Here is a 19,602-nt window from a genome sequence, read left to right as displayed (position 1 = left end):
TGTTTTCAAATAAAAAAGATATTATTATACTAGTTAATTTTTCACACTTATATTATTTATTTTTTTTAATTCTAACTGTAGTAAATATAATCATAGATATTAAAAATACTATACATAATAATAAAATACTCTTACCTATATTACTAAGGTAAGAGTATTTTATACTATAATATCTATTTACAATTTCTATCACTACAAAAAAGTCTACGTTATTTATTATATGGTTCTCGATTATACCTACAAATGAGATTGTTTTTTCTGACTTATTATCTTAATATAAATTTTTAAATGTATTTTAAATTACATAGCTCTAATAGGAAATACTGCATCTAAAACTCCTATAACTATAGCTGCTAATATTGCTCCTATAATAGATGCACTCATATTAGGAACTAAAAATTGTGCAAAGTATATTATTATTGCTGCAATTACAAATCCTTTTATTCCTTTTCCAAAAGGAGATGCATCAACTCCCATAAGTAATTCTACTATATAATCTAATCCAGATATTACAACAGCAGCTATTAAATATGACCATAATCCATTGATTGCAAATCCTGGTGTTACAAATGATGTTATTGTTAATATAATTGCAACTAATATGAATCTACCTATCCATCTTATTAAACTATTATTATTTTCTCTCTTTTTATCATTATCATATGCCATAAAAACTCCTCCTTTAATAAAATAATATTTTATTTATTTTGCACAAAGCTTTTTAATTTACAGTTATATATTGACCATTATATTAAATAATATTCCCTATAATATTGATAAAACTTAAATTTAAGATTTTTATTGTATAATTTTTTAAATATAATAAATAATAGTTTATAAATAATCTATATATAATTAACTATTATAGAAAATAAACATCTGTTCAAACCCTGAACATACATCTTTATTATCATTATGATTAAACCATATATTGTTTAGAAGTTGCATTCTAGTTTTTGAACTTTTCTAGTATAGCATCAACTATATACTTACTTGCATTTCCATCTCCGTATGGGTTTGATGCTTTACACATTGATTCATACATATCTTTATTAATTAATAATTCTCTGGTCATATTATATATAGTATCTTCATCAACACCTGCTAACCTTAAAGTTCCAGCAGCTATACCTTCTGGTCTTTCAGTAGTATTCCTTAAAACAAGTACAGGCTTTCCTAATGAAGGTGCTTCTTCCTGTATTCCTCCACTATCGGTCATTATTATATGAGCTTTATTTAAGAAATTATGAAAATCTAAAACTTCTAAAGGCTCTATTAAATGAATTTTACTATTATCTCCAAATATCTCACTAGCAGTATCTCTAACTAAAGGATTTAAGTGTATAGGATATACAACTTGTATATCTTCAAATTCATCTACTATTCTTTTTATAGCATTAAACATACTTCTCATGTTTTCACCTAAATTTTCTCTTCTATGAGCAGTAAGTAATATCATCTTATTACTACCTAGCTTATCTATAACTTCATGCGTATAATCTTCTCTAACAGTAGTTTTAAGTGCATCTATAGCAGTATTTCCTGTTACATATATAGTTTCTTCTTTTTTTCCTTCACTCAATAAATTCGCTTTAGATACTTCTGTTGGTGCAAAGTGCATATCAGCTATAACACCAGTCACTTGTCTATTTACTTCTTCTGGGTATGGAGAATATTTATCATATGTTCTTAACCCTGCTTCAACATGCCCAACTACAATTTGATTATAAAAAGCAGCAAAACTACCTGCTAATGTAGTAGTTGTATCTCCATGAACTAAAACTATGTCAGGTTTAACTTCTTTTATAACTTTGTCTAAGCTCTGTAAAGCTCTCGTAGTTATATCAACTAAAGTTTGTCCTTGTTTCATTATATTTAAATCATAATCTGGTTTTATATTAAATGTATTTAAAACTTGATCTAACATTTGACGATGTTGTGCTGTTACGCACACTATGCTATCTATCTCTTTCCTATATTCTAACTCTTTAACCAAAGGTGCCATTTTTATAGCTTCTGGTCTAGTTCCAAATACAGTCATAACTTTTATTTTATTCATTATAAGCTCCTTATTTGTTCTATTTATATAGGTAATTAATTCCTATTTATAATCCTTTGTATAATAGTATGGTATTCATGTATTAATTCAGATGTTCTCATTATCCAAGCCAACATACACAAAATCGAAGGCTTGTATGCCTTCGGTTTTGTGTATCTATTCAGTAGACTGGACTAATCTTAATGTAATTTTCTATAAGTCTTTCTATATACTGCTGAGGACAATATTCATCTATTGATGAATTATTATATTTTAATTTATACTGTTTTATAGTAGTATCTAAATTTATAAAATTAGATTTATTTATGTAAGATTTTTCAGGTTTTTCAAGGTGATTTTCAGCAAATTCTTTCATTCCACCTAATGGATTTATAAAAAATGGTTTATTCATGATATAAGCTTCAATAAGAGACAATGGAGCATTCTCATACCATACCGAAGGTAATACTAATGCTCTTGATTTTTTTATTATTTCTAGTGCTTCTTCATGTGTCTTACTTCCAAGTAATTGTATACTATCTAAATAATTATTTTTCACATAATCTTTAATTATTTCTTTTTCTTCACCATCTCCTACTACAGCAAACTTGTATTTTAAGTTGTTTTCTTTTAGAAATTCTATAAACTTTAAAATACCTTTTTCTTTTGATAAACGTCCTACAAATACTAAATCAAACTCCATTAGGTTAGTGCTATTCTCATCTATTTTTTGAATTTTTTCAATATCAAATATGGGATTTTTTAAAATTCCAATCTTATTTTCATCTACAATGTATTTTATTTTTTCTTTCATAAATTTACTTGGTGTTAAAAATAAATCTATTACAGCTAAATTATTACCATAATTGTAATTAAAAATAGATCTTATACCTTTCAGTAAGCTATGTGAAAAGCCTCTCTTATCACAATTGTTCAATATCACTCTATGATTTTTTTTATCTAAACATTTATCACAGATATTAATATTATCTTTATTGTACGATATAAAACCAGTATTTGGACAAGCTATATGATAATCATGTACTGTCATTATAACTTTACAATTATTCTTTTTTTTATATTTTTCTATAGCTTTTAATATAGATGGAGATAATACATGATAAAAATTGTGAACATGGATTATATCTGGCTTATTATTGTTTAATTTTTCATATAATTTTCTATATGCTTCTACTGAATATATATAGTTTATTGATTGAAATATGCTTTTATTTGTATTTATATCTCTTATATCAAAATTTATCACTTCTATATTTTTATCTTTTAGTAGTTCTGTTGTTTTTTTGTATACTACCTCAGCCCCACCGCCTTCATAAAAATCATTAACTTGAATAACCTTCATTAAAAACCTCCTATTAACTTTCTTGGATTTTAAGATTTATTTTTTACCATACAATAATCTTGTGTTTTATTATTTTTTTTATAGGTTATCCTAGATATATATATTGGAAGTAATATTGCAAATAAAGGACCTATTAAATATGCTATCCCTACCATTAAAGCTCCTCTCATTAAGAAAATCATGTGAGAGCTCATATAAAGTGCTATAATTAATCCAAAATTATTATTTGTTCCTAAATCTATTTTTTTTGATATAATAGCAAACACTGTACTATATATCAAAATGCCTATTATTCCAAAATCTATATATGCCTCACTTACAATTGGGTTTGATAAATTATCAAACCACATTGCATAGTGATCCATTAAATATCCACCAATTAAAATTCCTGTAGTTACAGCTTTATCTGGCCATATAGATCTAGGCACAAAAAATAAAATAGATGACAATAGTTGTTTTCCTAATGTAAATCCATAATCTTTTGTATATAAAATTGTAGCAATAGAATTTGCATATGCATCAAAATCTAACCATATAAACTCTTTATATAAAGAGAAATTTTTTATATTTTCTAATATCATAGGTATACTATATATATAATAATCATGGGTAAATATTTTGACACTAGGAAACAACAATAATAGTATAAATACATTAAATAGAGTAAATCCTATATTACCTATTTTTTTTATAGGGAAATAAAAAATTAATGCTATTATAATAGGTCCTAACGCATTCCTCTTATGCATTAATGGATTCAAGAAAAGTATTACAAATATTATACTTAGAAATACATGTACTTTTTTATTTTTTATTTGATTATAGGATGATATTACACAAAAAATATATCCTAGTGGTACCATAAATAAAAATCTTTTTATAAATAACTCACTCACACCACCTTCACTAAAAACCATTAATGATGATGGATTCGTTATTTGTGTATATATGCTTTTAGAAAATATTATTAATATTAACAAACATATAATTGCAAATAAATTTATAGTTTTGTTATCAATAAATTGATTTACATCTAATATTGTAGATTTTTTTACTTTTGAAAATTTATAAATTAAGCAATATACAATCATGAATATTATTATATAAAAATTATTTAATGTTACTAGTTTTTCGTCAACTAATAATGTATTTGGAAATTTACCATAGTTAACTTGAAACATAGGTGTTAAAAACATATAACTATAAAAAAATACAAAGAAAATTGACATCGTCGGTTTTAAATTTTTACTAAATGATAATTCATTTAATATCAAGGTTAAAATTCCTAAGATAATTATAAAGCTGCCTAATATGATAATACTATCAATGCATAAAAATAACGTCAAAATTAAATTTATTATAAAAAATAATAACACAATGTACTTCTTTAAAAATGCTTTAAGTAAATTCTGTTTATTGTATCTCATTTTATCCCTCATCTTCTCAATCGAGCATAGATATTTGACTTTTATATAATCAAATATTTCTACTTGTAATACCTAGTAATTATAATACTCTCCCCATTTTACTCATGATTTTTTTATGTTCATATTTTTTTTCTTCTACATATGATTTTATTTTATGCTTAAATATTTCTTCATCAAACATTAAAGCATGATTTCTGATATCTTGTTTATTCCACTGCATTTCATTAAACTGCAATACAGCATCTTTTAAACTATTAACTGTTTGATCTTTAAAGAATAAACCTGTTTGATCAGCAACTACAGTTTCTAAAGCCCCCCCTTTGCCAAAAGCTATAACAGGTCGTCCGCTAGCTTGTGCTTCAAGTGGAGTTATTCCAAAATCTTCTTCTCCAGGGAATATAAATGCCCTACACTTAGAATAATATTCCTTTATAACTTCATCAGGTTGTCTTCCTAATATTTTTACATTTGGCTTAGCTATAGATTTTAAATATTCAAGTTGTGATCCTCCTCCTATAACAACCAAAGGTAACCCTAATTCATTAAATACTTCTACTGCTAAATCAACCCTCTTATAAGGAACTAGTCTAGATACTATTAAAAAGTATTCTTCATCAGTATCAGATATATTGAAATATGACCCTTTTACTGGTGGATGTATAACATCTGCTTCTTTTCCATAATGTTTATAGATTTTTTTTGCAACATTCTTTGAATTTGCAATATAATAATCAACTCTATCTGCAGATGCTCTATCCCAAATACGTATGTAGTTCATTATATATTTAATAAGTTGCTTCTTTAATTTCCCCATATTCTCTCTTTCCATATATTCATTGTAAAATTCCCATGCATACCTCATTGGAGAATGACAATAACATATATGTGTAGTATCTGGAGGTGTTATTATACCTTTTGCACATGAAGATGAACTTGATAAAACCACATCATATTCATTAAAATCAAACTGCTCCCATGCAGTTGGCATAAATGGTAAATACATTTGATGCTTTACATTTCCCTTAGGAAAATTTTGTATAAAGCTTGTTTTTACATCTATATTTTTTAACTCTTCATCTAGATTATTTTCATTATATGAAATCGTATATATAGGAGCTTGTTCATATATTTGCTTAAAGTTTATAATTACCTTTTCTGCTCCACCCATATTAGTTAGCCAATCATGAGCAATTGCTATTTTAGTCATTTTTTCCTCCGCTTTTTAAATAACTTATCTTATAAATAAGCTACTTTCTTTTGCTCTTTTGATTCTTCTACTATTGCCTTATTTACTTGTTACCCTCTCGTTTGATTACCCTATTTTTAGATACAAAAAAAAGACTATATTTTCTGTACACCAGAAACATATAAAGTTATACTTTATATATGTTTCTGTGTTTTTTCAGTAATTATAGCCGGTTGCACCACTATCTCCATATGCCTCAGGTGCCCAGGTACAAGACATACTTCTCAGTTTCTATCTATTTCTTAACATTTATGCTAAATATTAACATTTAATGTGTTATTTGTATATATATTCGACAAAACTAGTTCTTTTACTGCAAAACTTGAATTTCATTTTTAAAGTAATTTGCTTGTTTTTTTCTTTTATATGAATTTTGTTAATTTCAATTTTATTTTTCAATATAAAACATTAATATCCACCTTATCTATATTTACATTAAAGATATAATCTACGACTGTGCTCATTTATATTTCTTCTCTACTTATAGATTTTATACTGCAGTAACTGTTACTTCTTCACTTAATTCATATTCTTCATTTACAGAGTATTTTCTAATCTCTTTAATTAAAACTATACCTGTTATAAGTGCTGATACAATGTCAGCAGTAGGTTGTGCAAACCAAACTCCATTTAAACCAAAGAAATTAGGTAATATAAATATCATAGGTATTAATATTATAACTTGCCTTAATAAACCTAATACTATAGCCATCTTTGCTTTTCCTGTTGACTGCATGTAGTTACTACCTACTATAGATACCCCTATTATTGGCATTGCAAATGCATATTTGCTTAATCCACTTACAGTTATATTCATAAGTTGTACATCCTTATTAAACATTCCAACTAAAACTTGTGGTGCAAGCTGTACAAATAAAGCACCTAATACAAATATAAATGTTGCTGATAATAAACTTATTTTTAAAGTTTTTTTAGCCCTATCATAATTTTTAGCTCCGTAGTTAAATCCTACTATAGGTTGCATTCCTTGCACAAAACCAAATGCAGGCATTATAAATATCATACTTATTGAACTTATTGTTGCCATTGCTCCTATTGATAAATCTCCACCATATTTTTTTAATGAAATGTTTAATATAATCTGAACCAAACTATTCGTCATTTGCATTGCAAATGGAGCACAACCTATTGAGAATATTGCTGCTATAATTGTTTTATTTAACTTTAAATTTATTTTTCTAAGTTTTACGTTTGATTTTCCTCTTACATAATATGATAATCCCCACATTGATGTAGTTGCTTGGGATATTATAGTGGCAAATGCCGCTCCTTGTATTCCCATATTAAATACAAATATAAATAATGCATCTAATATTATATTGGTAACACAACCTACAATCATTATAATAGCTGAAAGCTTTGGATTTCCATCGCCTCTTATTAAATTACTAAACATCATTGACATTATACTAAATGCTGTTCCAAGTAGTATTACACTCATATAAGATTTTGCATAATTAAGCGTACCTTCACTTGCTCCGAATATAATAAGTATTTTATTTAAAAATATTATTCCAACTATAGATAATGTAATACCTATTATCACTGCTAAACTTATTGTATTTCCTATTATACGTTCAGCATCTTCTTTTTTTCCTTCACCTAACTTTATAGATACATTTGTAGTTGATCCTACACCTACAAGTGTTCCAAAGGCAATTATTATTGTCATTATTGGCATTGCCACTCCAAGACCTGTTATTGCCATAGGACCAACACCTGGTATATTTCCTATAAACATTCTATCTACTACATTATAAAGTGCACTTACCATCATCCCTATAATTGCTGGCACTGAATATTTTAATAGTAACTTACCAATTGGCTCTGTGCCTAATATATTCTGATTATTATCCATAATCTTCCTCCTTATATATTTATATTTTTACATACTTTTTCAAGTAGATTTTTTAGTGTTTCTTCTTCTTCCTTAGTTAAATTTTCACTTATTTTTTCGTTCCAATCATCAAAAACACTATATATATCTTCTTTAACTTCTCTAGATTTTTCTGTTAAATAGATTCTATTAGCCCTTTTATCATCTATATCTTTAACTCTCGTTATGAATTCTTGTTCTTCTAGTTTTTTTAGAGCTCTAGCAGTTGTACCTTTATCTATTTTTAATCTTTCAGATATTTCTTCTTGATTTTTTCCATCTTGAGCATATAGATCCATTAGAAATATAAGTTGACCTGATCTAATATCATATTTAGATACTTCTCTATTTATAAATATACTTGCTTTTCTGTACAATTGAGAAATATATTTACCTATATATCTATTATCGTTACAATTTTCTTTATTCATGTCTATTCCACCTTTTATTAGTTGCATGCGCAACCATTTTATTAGTTGCATGCGCAACTATTCTATTATAGCAGAAAATAGTTGCAGATACAACTTTTTTATCATTAGTAATATTTTATGTATATATTTAAAAAAAGTTACACTAATGTTTCTTTTGAAATACATATCATTTAGTATTTCTTCAAAATAAAAAATAGGTGCAATGATACACCTATTTTTTATTGCTCTTTTTTATTTTTATAAATATCTTCAATTTTACTTATATCTTTATTCGTTACAGTTCCTTTTACGTAACTGTAATCTAAATCTTTTCCAAGTCGCATAACAAAAGATAAATCATTTCCTATAAATATATTGTATGGATATAGGTATCTATCAAGAAAATCTGATTCAATAGATGCTTGAAGTGAAAATCTTATATCAGCATTTGGTTTATTGAAATAAAACTTAAATTCACTTTCTGTAATTTGAGTATAAGTTTTACTGTTTAATATATCAATAATGGATTCTATATCTTCTGTATTAGTTATTGGCTCAATTATAGAATTAATTTTACCCTCGCTAAGTAGTAAAGGATTTGAACTCTCAGTCCACCTACTATAATCTGCAACTGAAAATGAATGTGGTGGCGCAAGAGTTTCTTCTAATACATAGTCTTTTTCTATTTTTGTTATATTGTTATCTAGCGTATCATTTCCTTTTTTATCTACTAATAATGGATATATTAATGCTATTGTAACTACTAGAAATATTATTAGTATAATGAATTTATTTTTATCTTTGTCCATATTTACACATACCTTTCTAAAAAAAATTACCAGTATTATAATAATGCAATCAATATTTTAATATATTTTTTTTTACTCAAATTATTCTTTCTTTTGTCCATACAAAATCTCCTATATCAATTTTAATTTATAATTATTTAATAGCATCTGAAAGTACCTTTTCACTAATTCTATAGCCTCATCATAAGTCAAATTAATTAACTTAGTACAGCTTGATATATTACAATAGTTGTAAATATTAAAAGAATTAATGGATAGTATATTGTTTTAGATGTAATTTTCTTAGAGTTCTTATACTCTTCTAAAGAAACGTATGTCGCATCAATAAAATGCAAGTAGAATCCGAAGCCCATAAGATTTGATTTTTTTAGAAAAAAACCAAGTAGCATACAAATTATACTCAATAATGAAAGTAAGTAAAAAAATATTTTTTTCAAAGTAATCCCCCTTATGTTTTATGCTTAGAGAAAATAAGTTAAAATCCAATCATTGTATCAAAAATATTTTATTTCGTATTGTATAACAATTGTGAACTTATCTTTATTATAGCATTCACTCAATATACACACTATATTTATAACCTTTTTGTCACTTTTTATTTTCTTGAATACATTGATATTACTTTAATACACAAGTTTTCCACAGATTTTGAAGTATTATAATCCCCTTGTAATTTCAAAAAAGGTATTGATGATTTTATCAATACCTAATTTATGAGTTTCAATAGTTAAAATGATTTATAACAATCATGTCCACGATTCAATTTGAAATTGCAATTTAACTTACCATCTTGAAATAATTTTAATAATCTGTATAACTTCTACTTAAACCATGTTTTACTTAGATATTTCCTTAATAACTCTAACTCGTCCTCACCAATTGAGTTTTTTATATCATTTTCAATTTTTTTCTTAATAATTAAAGTTTTTTCACAAAATCTATGACCTTTGTCAGTTAATATCAACGCCTTATCCCTAGAGTTTCCTTCAATATTTTCCAATAATATATAACCCCTTGAAATTAATCCTTTTGAACATTTGTGAGCACCTTGACGTGATATATCAATTTTTCTAGCTAATTGAGCCACTGTCATAGGTTCCCTTTCTAGTAAAGCTAGCATATATGATTCTGTATCAGTTATATATTCTTCTCCAGCCTCTACCCACTTATCTCTTACCATTTTCCTAAGCTTAGCATGCTTTTCACTTATTAAATCTACTAAATTCAAATCTGTAATATATGATTGCATTTCTTATCTCCTTAAATATCCATCATTACAATTCTATACTATATTATTATATCTCTTTTTTAAATATCTTTAAGTTATTTTTTTGTAAACTAAGTTTACAATATAATTTAATTATGTTATTATGAATTACGTCAACTAAGTTGACGAAATTATAAGAAAGAGGTATTTTATTTTGGGCAATAACAAAAAAGAACATTTTATATTTATTTTGATGATATGTACAACAATGGTATTTATAATGAGTTGTTATAACTTAGCTTTAATGGAAGGTATTTCATTGAATGTTTTAAAACACGCTATAGTAGGATTTATCCCTGCATTTATATTTGCATTAATAGGAGATATTTTTATAGTTGGTAAAATAGTTAAGGTTATAGTTGGTAAAATTTTAAAACCTGAAGATAGTATGAAGAAGAGAGGAATATGTATGTCATTCTTTACTGGATGTGGTATGGTTCTTTGGATGTCATTTTTCGGTGCCGTTACAAATGTAGGATTTGGACATGCTTTATTACCTGCTTATGGTCTAGGTATAATCAAAAACTTTATCTTTGCTATACCATTAAACTTATTTATTGTATCACCTATTATTAGGACAATATTTTTTAATATGTATCCTGTAACTATTAATAAAAATGCAGCTTAATTCAGTATAAATTTATATTTAGTATAATTATAAGGCCTTGTCAAATAAGACAAGGCAAATAAAAAAGATAATTTATCGGCATAACAAAGTCCCCCTCTGAACAACAGGTGGGGACAATTTTACGCTTACATTCTAAATAATTGGCATGTGAGTATTTTATTGTAGAATTATCTTAAGTTATTTATCAAAATTTTACAATGATAAAATACAATCACTATGGAACTGGATTTTCAGTTCCCTTTTGTGGTAGTGTAAATCAATTTGTGCTCAAAAACACAAATTGATTTGCAGTATCTAAACATTAGTCTCACTAACCATTATAAAACACAGTCACTATCTTTATTTGTCTCTCAAATTTGATATAATATCGATTTTTAAGCCTGTTATATTCGCTATTAATATATCATCCAATCCGTTTTTTATCATGTTTTTTGCAATCTCTATTTTTTCTAAGTCCCTACCTTTTTTTTCAGCACTCTCTAATGCACTAACCTTATTCAAAATAGATTCTTTTCTTTTCTCATAAAGCTCTCTTTCTTTTGGATCACAGCTTAATTTTATTAACTCATCTTTTGCTTCTTTAATTTCATCCTTGCTCATTTCTAATTTTTCTACAATTTCACTCTCTGGATTATTTATAAACTCAACCCAAGCTTCTAACATATCCGTTACTTCTTCTTTTCCACTTATCTTTGATAACTTCGGTATTTCTATAAAATGTATTTCAATTGTATCAGTAAGCTCTTCATTAGTTTCAATTTCTTTTAATCTATATGCATTATGGAACTTTTCATTTTTTAAGTACTTAAAATCTAATATATTTATACATACTGTTTTTGACAGCTTATCATAATTATCGCCCTCTACAATTTGCTCTTCGTACATCTTGCTCCAGTAGTATAAACTTCTTTTTATCATATTATATTCATTTTTAACTTGTATTTCTATATTTATATTTTCACCTTTATTAGTTATTGCCTTTATATCTAATCTGCTGTATTTATCTTCTATATGATCTTTTTCTATATCTGAATTTCTTATCTCTACCGATTTTATTTGATCTATTGGTTTCATTACAGCATTTAAAAAGGATATAAGTATATTTGGATGTTTTTCTGACCCAAATATTTTCTTAAATACAAAGTCAACTTTAGGACTTAATAATGTTTTATTCATTTCTTATCCACCCTTTCACTATATTTATTATATTATATCATATAATGATTACCATTAATTTCACCTTTACACTAAATTACACCTTTAAAGTGATCCATCTACAATCACAAAACTAGTTGTAAATAAATCAGTTAAATTTTCTATCTTCTGGATATAATATTTATTAAGCTCCAACATATAAAAATCTCCTTTAGATTTTGATGTAATCTTAGGTTTTTATATTTGTCGGAGTTTTATTAGTGTAAAATTTAACTAGCACAACGATTTAATTAAATATAACGAAAAAAAAAAATATATAATGCATTTCTTACAAAATAGTACTATAATTATACTAATATTTAGATATGAGAAGCTTAAAAGATGAGAAAATTTTAAAAAAACTATGTGGAAATAAAGAATAATGAAGAACAAATAGAGAATAAAAAATTGATATAGATCTTAAATCTCATAGAGATAAGATAAATAATATATAACGAGGAGGACAAATTGTATGTATACATCCTATATTTACGATGAATAACAATACTACTAAATTAAAGGGGAGATAAAAATGAATACAAATAATTTTAATCAAGGGAACTTAGATTTTGAAAAAATGAATGCAACTTTAGCAGATCCAGAATTTGCAAATTGGTATTATAATGAGATGATAAATAAATTAGATTCAAATTTAGATATGTATGAATTTGTTAATATAGTTAACGATTATACTCAAAAATAATTTATAACATATGTAGTGCAGTAAAAAAGAAGGATTTAATATGAAAAAAGGAACTAAAAAACCAATGAAGTATAAGCTATGTTGGAATGTATAAAAAGTATATAGACCATTCTTATATAGTTAGTTGCTATTTTTCAGTTTTAAATCAAATTAAAAGATGCTCTTATACTAGGTAATGATATTGATATGTATAGTGACTTACTAAATTTAGAAGATAAGGTAAATGGAAGTTATGAAAATCAATAATGAAAGTAGTTAGCTCGTTGTATTTACTAATTATAATTAGATAATACGACGAGCTTTTTATTTGGAATTTTCAAGTATTTATCAAACATATTTAGATCTAAACCACTTTTTATAACAATGTTTCTATAGCATTAGCTAATTTTTCTGGCTCATAAGTAGGTGCAAATCTTTCTACTATATTACCTTGTCTGTCCACTAAGAACTTAGTAAAATTCCACTTTATATCATTTCCGCTAGTCTTAAATCCTAGTTCAGCTAATTTGTTATATAAACCATTTGAATCTGTATCTTCATCAGCATTTTGAGCTTCTGTCTTTATAAATTTATATAATGAATCTGCATTTTCTCCATTTACATCTATTTTTGCAAAAGTTTTAAATGTTGTTCCATAAGTAAGTTGGCAAAAACTAACTATTTCTTCATTACTTCCTGGAGCTTGTTCGAAGAATTGATTTGAAGGGAAATCTAATATTTCAAATCCTTGCTCTTTGTATTTATCATATAGTTTTTGAAGTCCTTCATATTGTGGTGTAAATCCACATCCTGTCGCTGTATTTACTATTAATAATACCTTTCCTTTATAAGCTTCCATTAAAACTTCATTACCTTGTGCATCTTTTACTTTATAATCGTATATCATTTTTTATCTCCTTTTGTTAAAACTTTTATTTTTATTTAAAATACTTCAGTATTTTTAAAGTTTATAAATATCTTTCTATATTTAATTTAATTGCATCCTTAGGTATTTATTATTTCTTTTTTGTTCATCTATATACGCTACTGCAGAAAGTGCTGCTATATTTCCTTCTACTGATGTCTTAGTAATTATTTTAATAAATTTTCTATATCAGCTTTAATTTTTAATGGTTCTACTGTAGGTCCATATCTTTTTACTATATTTCCATTACCATCTATTAAGAACTTAGTAAAGTTCCACTTTATTTCCTTGCTTAATAACCCTTTTGCTTCATTTTTTAAATATTTATATAAATCATGAGCATTTTTGCCATTTACATCTAGTTTCTCAAACATTGTAAAACTTACCCCATAATTTAATTGGCAAAATTCTTGTATTTCTTTGTTGCTTCCTTTGTCTTGATTGGCAAATTGATTACAAGGGAATCCTAATATTTCTAATCCTTGATTCTTATACTCTTTGTATAATGCTTCTAATCCTTCAAATTGCGGAGTCAATCCGCATTTACTTGCTGTATTTACAACTAATACAACCTTTCCTTTGTAATCACTCATACTTACTTCTTGCCCATTCATTTTGTTAACTTTAAAATCGTAAAATTTCATATTAATCTCTCCATTTCAATTTTTTAAAATTTAATTGTATTCAATCTATTTTTGTATATTTTAGAGTTAAACTCTTTATTGAATTTAACTCTGTATTTTATTAATTTAATACTAACCTAGTGTATTTAATAAATTATCTAGCTGTATTTTTATAGATAATAAGTCTAAATCCTCACCTTTACACATAGAATACATTTGCTGAGGAACATCAAGTATTTCTTCTTTCATTAATCTTCCTTTTTCTATTAACTCTACTGTAACTACTCTATCATCTTCTTTATTCCTATACTTTGTTACTAACTCCATCGCTTCTAATTTCTTTACTACAGGTGTAAGTGTACCTGAATCTAGATGCAATCTCTTACCTAATTCTTTAAACCCTATTTTTTCATATTCCCACATTACTAACATTGCTACATATTGTGTGTAAGTTAGCCCATGTTTATCAAGTAATGGCTTGTATAGCTTTATGATTTCTCTTGACAGTGCATATAGAGAAAAGCATAGTTGATTATCTAATTTTATTGCTTCATATTTATTCACACTATCAACTCCAACTTTAATTTATCTAAATTTAATTTAATCAAATCGATTTATATTTTCATTATATATTTATCTTTTTTAAGTGTCAAGTTTTTTATTTGAGGCTGAACTAAGCCAATTACTGCTATAACGATTACAAGTTCAAGTGATAGTAAAATCTTTCCCTTATTTTTCTTAAAAATAAGGGACGCAAATCTTTTTAAATTTTTACTGTTTTGCTGTTTCATATGTTTTATACTCTTCACTATTTTTATCTGAAGTTTTTACAATTTTACCATCACTTATAGTAATAATTGTATCCGCTGTTTTTGCTATCTCATCACTGTGAGTTATCATAACAAGTGTTTGATTAAATTCAGTAACACAAAGTTTTAATATATCCATTACTTCTTTTGTAGTCTTACTATCTAAGTTTCCTGTTGGTTCATCTGCAAAAATAACTGAAGGCTTATTTGCTAGAGCTCTAGCTATAGCAACTCTTTGTTGCTGTCCACCTGAAAGCTGATTTGGAAACTTTTTAATTTGTGAAGTTAGACCAAGTTTATCTATAAGATTGTTTATATGTTCTTTATCTGGTTGATTTCCATTAAGTGATATAGGTAAAACTATATTATCGTATACACTAATTACTGGAATCAAATTAAAACTTTGGAATATAAAACCAAATTCTTCTCTTCTTATTTTTGAAAGCTTATCATCATTTAATTTATAAATATCTTTATTGTCTAAAAAAACATTTCCTGATGTTGGCTTATCTAGGCCAGCCATGCAATGAAGTAATGTACTTTTTCCTGATCCACTTTGCCCTACTATTGCGGTGAATTTTTGTGGTTCTATTTCTATGTTAATACCTGCTAGTGCATCTACTTCACTTTCACCTTTTCCATATATTTTTTTTAGCTTTTCTACTCTTAATTTCTTCATACTCTCCTCCACATTTATTAAAAGTTTTCCCTCTCATTTAATTCTTAAACTAAGTGTTTTATATATCTATTTTACTTTCTCAAGGTTATTACTATTTCTTATATTTAAATGTTTGTATACTAAATCCACTAAGTTATTTAAATATTCTAACTCATACAGAAATATTCTCTTATACTCTATACCAATATTAAATTCTCTGTTTATCTCTGTAAGAAAATCAAAAGCATTGTGATTTCCTATATTAGTAAAATTATTGAATATAGAATGCTTCTCTAAAAAATTTAAATCTATCTCCTTTATAGCAAATTTACTTTTGATAATACCAAAAATCTTCTCTGCTAATTCTAATCTATATGGTATAGATTTATTCATTACTTTTTGTGCCTTCTATAATACTTATTCTAGTTATGTACTTCTTAGAGAAACTTGTAGTAATTATACATAAAGCTACAGCTATTAATGTAAAACCTAGCCAAGGTATAATAGGTAACTTAAATTCTGCAAGCATAGCTCCCCCCATATCTTGGCGTTGTTGATTCATATAGTCCACAAATTTAATTGACTTTATACTCGCTAGTATAAGTGCTATTAATGAACTAAATAAACCATATATCAAAGCTTCAACGTATAGCATATTTCCAAGACTTTTTACAGACATCCCAATAGCTCTTAATGTTGAAAGCTCTCTCATTCTAATCAATATATTTGTTCTTATTGTACAGAATATATTGATTGTTGAAATTAGTAATATAAGAACTATTTGCAGAGTTCTAGATTTTACAAGCTGATCTCTATACATTTTGGCTTCGATTTTCTCATCCAATGAGCTTCTAATACTCGGTATACCTCTTTTACTAACAATTTTTTTTATCTCATTAGTTGCCTTTTCATCATTTTTATTTTTTAGTTTTATACTTATTTCTGAGTAACTATCTTGATTTGATAAAACTCCTAAATTCTTATCAGATGTAATCATTTCAAGGTATCTTCCTGAAGCCTTAGCCTTCCATTTCTCCCCTAAAATTGCTCCCACTCTAACTTTTTTATCTTTATAAAAAGTACTTCCATTTTCATTAAATGGAATTTTTAGTGTTAAAATTTCACCTATTTGCACATCATTATATACTTTCTTAAATGAGTAATCATTTATTATATCATAGTAATAATTTGACACTGCTACATTTGGATATCCATCTATTTCTTTATACAAATTATCAATACTTCCATCTGAAATAAAATCCTCCAATCCTTTTATATCAGTATCTGTAAATAACTTTAGATTAGCACCATTAACTATAGTTCCCGAATCTTTAAGTGCATTGTATTTTAGATATTCCTTATTCATTTTATTGCTATCTGAAACTATATTAACCTCAAAATCTTGCTTATAATTAACAGCTTTTACTCCGCTTAATTTTTTAATATCCTCAATATCTTCTTTAGTATAACCTACATTTACTTTATCCGTATTTGCATCATGTCCAATATTCAAATCATAAGTACTTATTTGCCCTTGATATTCACTATATCTATCAATATCATCTCCAATTGATGTTTCAAATGTCCATATAAATAGATAACCGCCTAATGCAATTGACATGATCGATATAATGGTTCTTATTTTATTTCTCAATATATTTTTAAATCCCATTGCACCTGTAAATCCAAATATTTTAAATAAAAATTTATTACCAACTCCAGAAGTAAGTTTCCCATTAGATTTGTCATTTTTTCTTATAGACTCTATTGGTGATATTCTCCCAGATATCCATATTGGTATAATACTTGCAATTAATACAGAGCCAGCACCGATAAGCGTTGATTTTATAAGATTATATAAACTTACATATATCTTAGGATCTTCTAATTCTATATTTATGAAAGAATATTTAAATACATTGATGCCTATATAAGAAAATATAAGCCCTCCTAAAAGACCTATAGAAACTCCAAGTATCATAACTATAATACTTTGATACAATAAAATACGTCTGACTTTATTTTTTGATGCACCGACAAGTCTCATCATTCCCATTTGATTTATTGTTTCATTTAAAGATATATTGAATATATTGTATACTAAAACTATAGATGCAACTGCTACGATGAAATTATCTTTGATCCCTTGTGCTGGATCATTGCTATCATTTATCTCCATCAACAATCGACTAAGTTTAACATTTTCTTCATAGCTTCCTCTAGCTATATTATTTTTATTGACTAATTTAGATAACTCACCTCCAATATTTACGTCTCCAGATTTAAGGCTTATGGTACTATCATATGTAACTATATTTTGCGGTAAAATACCCATATCTACTTTATTCTCATATGTAAATGCATTTAATCTATAGAAGTCCTCATAGTACGAATTTGGTTTTTCAATTATACCTACAATTTTAAAGTTCTTATTTACATTTACTATCTTTATATCGCCATTCTCTTCTTTATACGTTTTTTTAATTGTAAAATTTATCGTCGTATTTAATTTTTCAGGAACTTTCATCTTTTTAAGAGCTTCTTTTTCTAAGACTATTTCATCTTGGGAATTTGGAAGTCTTCCTGAAGTTAATTTATATCCTTGTTGATTTATAAAATCTTTATCTGATGAATTTAATTGAACAGATATTCCTTTAGAATTAACTGCTTCACCTAAGTTTTGTACTGTCGTTATTTTTGAAATATTTTCATCGGTTTTAAGTTTCTCTCCGACACTTTTATCGACATCTTTAAACGTTGCATGATATCCACCGTAAAGCTTTCTTACAGTATGCAAGTTATTTTTTTGTTGAGATTCTGTTATTATATCAACTCCAAATGTTAGCATAACTCCAAGTGCTACACCTAAAACTAACAATGTTGTTCTAAGTTTACTTTGCTTTAAGTATGATATCGCCATTTTAAAATATATGTTCATATTAAATCTCCCAATAAATAAAATTTAGTTAATATTAATAAATAAGGTGTTGTAAATAAATTTTATCTACAACACCTTAGGTTAACTATAGCTAGCTATTTCTAACTATAATAATGCTTTTTTATACAAATAATATGTATTTTCAATTTTTTAACAGGTTTTATATCCTCTATTAAAATAAAAATATAAGTTTGTTGCATAACTCAGAATGTATTGAAATTTCAAGTTTTATTTAAATATTTTACACATTAAAAGTAACCTATTATCTTTTAAAATTCAATAGATTGGGCAAAACTGGTCGTTAAGTGGGCAAAACTGGGCATTTTTTAATAGAAATCATCATAATTAGTATAAATTTATTATCAGTAAAATTAATACTAACTTCTACATCATATTTTTTTACAGCATTTTTTATATCCTTTATACCTATTTCATGCATAAAATTATCTTTTTTATCTGTAATTAATCATCTAGTCCTCCTACCTTTAAGTACAAATATACATGAATTAAATAATAAAATGTAAAAAAGCTGCATACCCATTAACTGGATAAGCAGCTTCTTTATATATCATCTTTTCAGTAGGAAAATACACAGATGTCCCTCCAAATTCTTCAAATAGCATCTTAGCTTTATCAAGTCCAATTCTATCAGCTATATTTTCAAATTGTGGAGGTAAGTCACTTAGTT

21 protein-coding genes and 1 riboswitch are annotated in these 19,602 nt (G+C 26.2%); of the genes, 2 read left to right on the top strand and 19 right to left on the bottom strand.

Going from position 1 to position 19,602, the window contains the following annotated elements:
* Positions 1–300 precede the first annotated feature (300 nt).
* The 10 genes from AC11VW_RS02845 to AC11VW_RS02800 all read right to left on the bottom strand — a co-directional run bounded on the left by AC11VW_RS02845 (position 301) and on the right by AC11VW_RS02800 (position 10,439).
* Positions 301–669 (bottom strand): phage holin family protein, encoded by a 369-nt coding sequence (locus tag AC11VW_RS02845; RefSeq protein ID WP_484299879.1) that lies wholly within the window; start codon positions 667–669, stop codon positions 301–303.
* A gap of 280 nt (positions 670–949) precedes the next feature.
* Positions 950–2,059 (bottom strand): non-hydrolyzing UDP-N-acetylglucosamine 2-epimerase, encoded by a 1,110-nt coding sequence (gene wecB / locus AC11VW_RS02840; protein ID WP_484299878.1) that lies wholly within the window; start codon positions 2,057–2,059, stop codon positions 950–952.
* A 160-nt stretch (positions 2,060–2,219) separates the two neighbouring features.
* Positions 2,220–3,401 (bottom strand): glycosyltransferase, encoded by a 1,182-nt coding sequence (locus tag AC11VW_RS02835; RefSeq protein ID WP_484299877.1) that lies wholly within the window; start codon positions 3,399–3,401, stop codon positions 2,220–2,222.
* Positions 3,402–3,430: 29 nt separating this feature from the next.
* The gene (locus tag AC11VW_RS02830; protein WP_484299876.1) at positions 3,431–4,675 is read right to left on the bottom strand and encodes an O-antigen polymerase; all 1,245 of its coding nucleotides are present in this window, start codon (positions 4,673–4,675) and stop codon (positions 3,431–3,433) included.
* A 232-nt stretch (positions 4,676–4,907) separates the two neighbouring features.
* Positions 4,908–6,035: a glycosyltransferase gene (locus AC11VW_RS02825; RefSeq protein ID WP_484299875.1), complete on the bottom strand. Its 1,128-nt coding sequence runs from the start codon at positions 6,033–6,035 to the stop codon at positions 4,908–4,910.
* Positions 6,036–6,233: 198 nt separating this feature from the next.
* Positions 6,234–6,316: riboswitch (cyclic di-GMP riboswitch) on the bottom strand.
* 248 nt (positions 6,317–6,564) lie between these two features.
* Positions 6,565–7,953 (bottom strand): MATE family efflux transporter, encoded by a 1,389-nt coding sequence (locus tag AC11VW_RS02820; protein ID WP_484299874.1) that lies wholly within the window; start codon positions 7,951–7,953, stop codon positions 6,565–6,567.
* A gap of 11 nt (positions 7,954–7,964) precedes the next feature.
* Positions 7,965–8,402, bottom strand: a complete 438-nt coding sequence (locus AC11VW_RS02815; protein WP_484299873.1) for a MarR family winged helix-turn-helix transcriptional regulator — start codon at positions 8,400–8,402, stop codon at positions 7,965–7,967.
* Between the two features lie 218 nt (positions 8,403–8,620).
* Complete coding sequence (locus AC11VW_RS02810; protein WP_484299872.1) at positions 8,621–9,190, bottom strand: hypothetical protein; 570 nt, start codon at positions 9,188–9,190, stop codon at positions 8,621–8,623.
* A gap of 197 nt (positions 9,191–9,387) precedes the next feature.
* A complete protein-coding gene (locus AC11VW_RS02805; protein ID WP_484299871.1) occupies positions 9,388–9,627 on the bottom strand; it encodes a hypothetical protein in 240 nt (79 codons plus the stop codon).
* Between the two features lie 383 nt (positions 9,628–10,010).
* A complete protein-coding gene (locus AC11VW_RS02800) occupies positions 10,011–10,439 on the bottom strand; it encodes a MarR family winged helix-turn-helix transcriptional regulator (RefSeq protein ID WP_484299870.1) in 429 nt (142 codons plus the stop codon).
* Between the two features lie 172 nt (positions 10,440–10,611).
* On the opposite strand from AC11VW_RS02800, the gene AC11VW_RS02795 reads away from it, so the two are divergent.
* Positions 10,612–11,085, top strand: coding sequence for a DUF2798 domain-containing protein (locus AC11VW_RS02795; protein WP_484299869.1), 474 nt, complete (start codon positions 10,612–10,614; stop codon positions 11,083–11,085).
* A gap of 339 nt (positions 11,086–11,424) precedes the next feature.
* Here AC11VW_RS02795 and AC11VW_RS02790 read toward each other — a convergent pair whose 3' ends face one another.
* Positions 11,425–12,261, bottom strand: a complete 837-nt coding sequence (locus AC11VW_RS02790; RefSeq protein ID WP_484299868.1) for an Rpn family recombination-promoting nuclease/putative transposase — start codon at positions 12,259–12,261, stop codon at positions 11,425–11,427.
* 550 nt (positions 12,262–12,811) lie between these two features.
* Between AC11VW_RS02790 and AC11VW_RS02785 the strand changes: the two genes are divergently transcribed.
* A complete protein-coding gene (locus AC11VW_RS02785; RefSeq protein WP_484299867.1) occupies positions 12,812–12,982 on the top strand; it encodes a hypothetical protein in 171 nt (56 codons plus the stop codon).
* A 355-nt stretch (positions 12,983–13,337) separates the two neighbouring features.
* Here the strand turns inward: AC11VW_RS02785 and AC11VW_RS02780 are convergent, their stop codons facing one another.
* From AC11VW_RS02780 to AC11VW_RS02745, 8 genes are all read right to left on the bottom strand, one after another.
* The gene (locus AC11VW_RS02780) at positions 13,338–13,868 is read right to left on the bottom strand and encodes a glutathione peroxidase (RefSeq protein WP_484299866.1); all 531 of its coding nucleotides are present in this window, start codon (positions 13,866–13,868) and stop codon (positions 13,338–13,340) included.
* Between the two features lie 185 nt (positions 13,869–14,053).
* Complete coding sequence (locus tag AC11VW_RS02775; RefSeq protein WP_484299865.1) at positions 14,054–14,530, bottom strand: glutathione peroxidase; 477 nt, start codon at positions 14,528–14,530, stop codon at positions 14,054–14,056.
* 111 nt (positions 14,531–14,641) lie between these two features.
* On the bottom strand, positions 14,642–15,073 hold the full coding sequence (locus AC11VW_RS02770; RefSeq protein ID WP_484299864.1) for a MarR family winged helix-turn-helix transcriptional regulator: 432 nt from the start codon (positions 15,071–15,073) through the stop codon (positions 14,642–14,644).
* 207 nt (positions 15,074–15,280) lie between these two features.
* On the bottom strand, positions 15,281–15,997 hold the full coding sequence (locus AC11VW_RS02765; protein WP_484299863.1) for an ABC transporter ATP-binding protein: 717 nt from the start codon (positions 15,995–15,997) through the stop codon (positions 15,281–15,283).
* Positions 15,998–16,063: 66 nt separating this feature from the next.
* Positions 16,064–16,369, bottom strand: coding sequence for a hypothetical protein (locus AC11VW_RS02760; RefSeq protein ID WP_484299862.1), 306 nt, complete (start codon positions 16,367–16,369; stop codon positions 16,064–16,066).
* On the bottom strand, positions 16,362–18,914 hold the full coding sequence (locus AC11VW_RS02755) for an ABC transporter permease (RefSeq protein ID WP_484299861.1): 2,553 nt from the start codon (positions 18,912–18,914) through the stop codon (positions 16,362–16,364). The genes AC11VW_RS02760 and AC11VW_RS02755 overlap by 8 nt, the downstream gene beginning before the upstream one ends.
* Positions 18,915–19,215: 301 nt before the next feature.
* A complete protein-coding gene (locus AC11VW_RS02750; RefSeq protein WP_484299880.1) occupies positions 19,216–19,377 on the bottom strand; it encodes a GHKL domain-containing protein in 162 nt (53 codons plus the stop codon).
* A 43-nt stretch (positions 19,378–19,420) separates the two neighbouring features.
* Positions 19,421–19,602, bottom strand: a 182-nt coding sequence (locus AC11VW_RS02745) for a hypothetical protein (protein WP_484299860.1), incomplete at its 5' end; no start/stop codon positions are given.

The sequence above is a fragment of the Romboutsia sp. genome, assembly GCF_056995035.1.
The sequence above is the reverse complement of the archived record's forward strand: the minus strand, read 5'-3'. Positions and strand labels throughout refer to the sequence as shown.

What these genes read in the sequence shown, in the direction of transcription:
- wecB (WP_484299878.1), bottom strand. Translation starts at nt 2,059, where the DNA reads ATGAATAAAATAAAAGTTATGACTGTATTTGGAACTAGACCAGAAGCT.
- AC11VW_RS02800 (WP_484299870.1), bottom strand. Translation starts at nt 10,439, where the DNA reads ATGCAATCATATATTACAGATTTGAATTTAGTAGATTTAATAAGTGAA.
- AC11VW_RS02780 (WP_484299866.1), bottom strand. Translation starts at nt 13,868, where the DNA reads ATGATATACGATTATAAAGTAAAAGATGCACAAGGTAATGAAGTTTTA.
- AC11VW_RS02755 (WP_484299861.1), bottom strand. Translation starts at nt 18,914, where the DNA reads ATGAACATATATTTTAAAATGGCGATATCATACTTAAAGCAAAGTAAA.
- AC11VW_RS02790 (WP_484299868.1), bottom strand. Translation starts at nt 12,261, where the DNA reads ATGAATAAAACATTATTAAGTCCTAAAGTTGACTTTGTATTTAAGAAA.
- AC11VW_RS02760 (WP_484299862.1), bottom strand. Translation starts at nt 16,369, where the DNA reads ATGAATAAATCTATACCATATAGATTAGAATTAGCAGAGAAGATTTTT.
- AC11VW_RS02845 (WP_484299879.1), bottom strand. Translation starts at nt 669, where the DNA reads ATGGCATATGATAATGATAAAAAGAGAGAAAATAATAATAGTTTAATA.
- AC11VW_RS02835 (WP_484299877.1), bottom strand. Translation starts at nt 3,401, where the DNA reads ATGAAGGTTATTCAAGTTAATGATTTTTATGAAGGCGGTGGGGCTGAG.
- AC11VW_RS02775 (WP_484299865.1), bottom strand. Translation starts at nt 14,530, where the DNA reads ATGAAATTTTACGATTTTAAAGTTAACAAAATGAATGGGCAAGAAGTA.
- AC11VW_RS02815 (WP_484299873.1), bottom strand. Translation starts at nt 8,402, where the DNA reads ATGAATAAAGAAAATTGTAACGATAATAGATATATAGGTAAATATATT.
- AC11VW_RS02785 (WP_484299867.1), top strand. Translation starts at nt 12,812, where the DNA reads ATGAATACAAATAATTTTAATCAAGGGAACTTAGATTTTGAAAAAATG.
- AC11VW_RS02810 (WP_484299872.1), bottom strand. Translation starts at nt 9,190, where the DNA reads ATGGACAAAGATAAAAATAAATTCATTATACTAATAATATTTCTAGTA.
- AC11VW_RS02825 (WP_484299875.1), bottom strand. Translation starts at nt 6,035, where the DNA reads ATGACTAAAATAGCAATTGCTCATGATTGGCTAACTAATATGGGTGGA.
- AC11VW_RS02765 (WP_484299863.1), bottom strand. Translation starts at nt 15,997, where the DNA reads ATGAAGAAATTAAGAGTAGAAAAGCTAAAAAAAATATATGGAAAAGGT.
- AC11VW_RS02820 (WP_484299874.1), bottom strand. Translation starts at nt 7,953, where the DNA reads ATGGATAATAATCAGAATATATTAGGCACAGAGCCAATTGGTAAGTTA.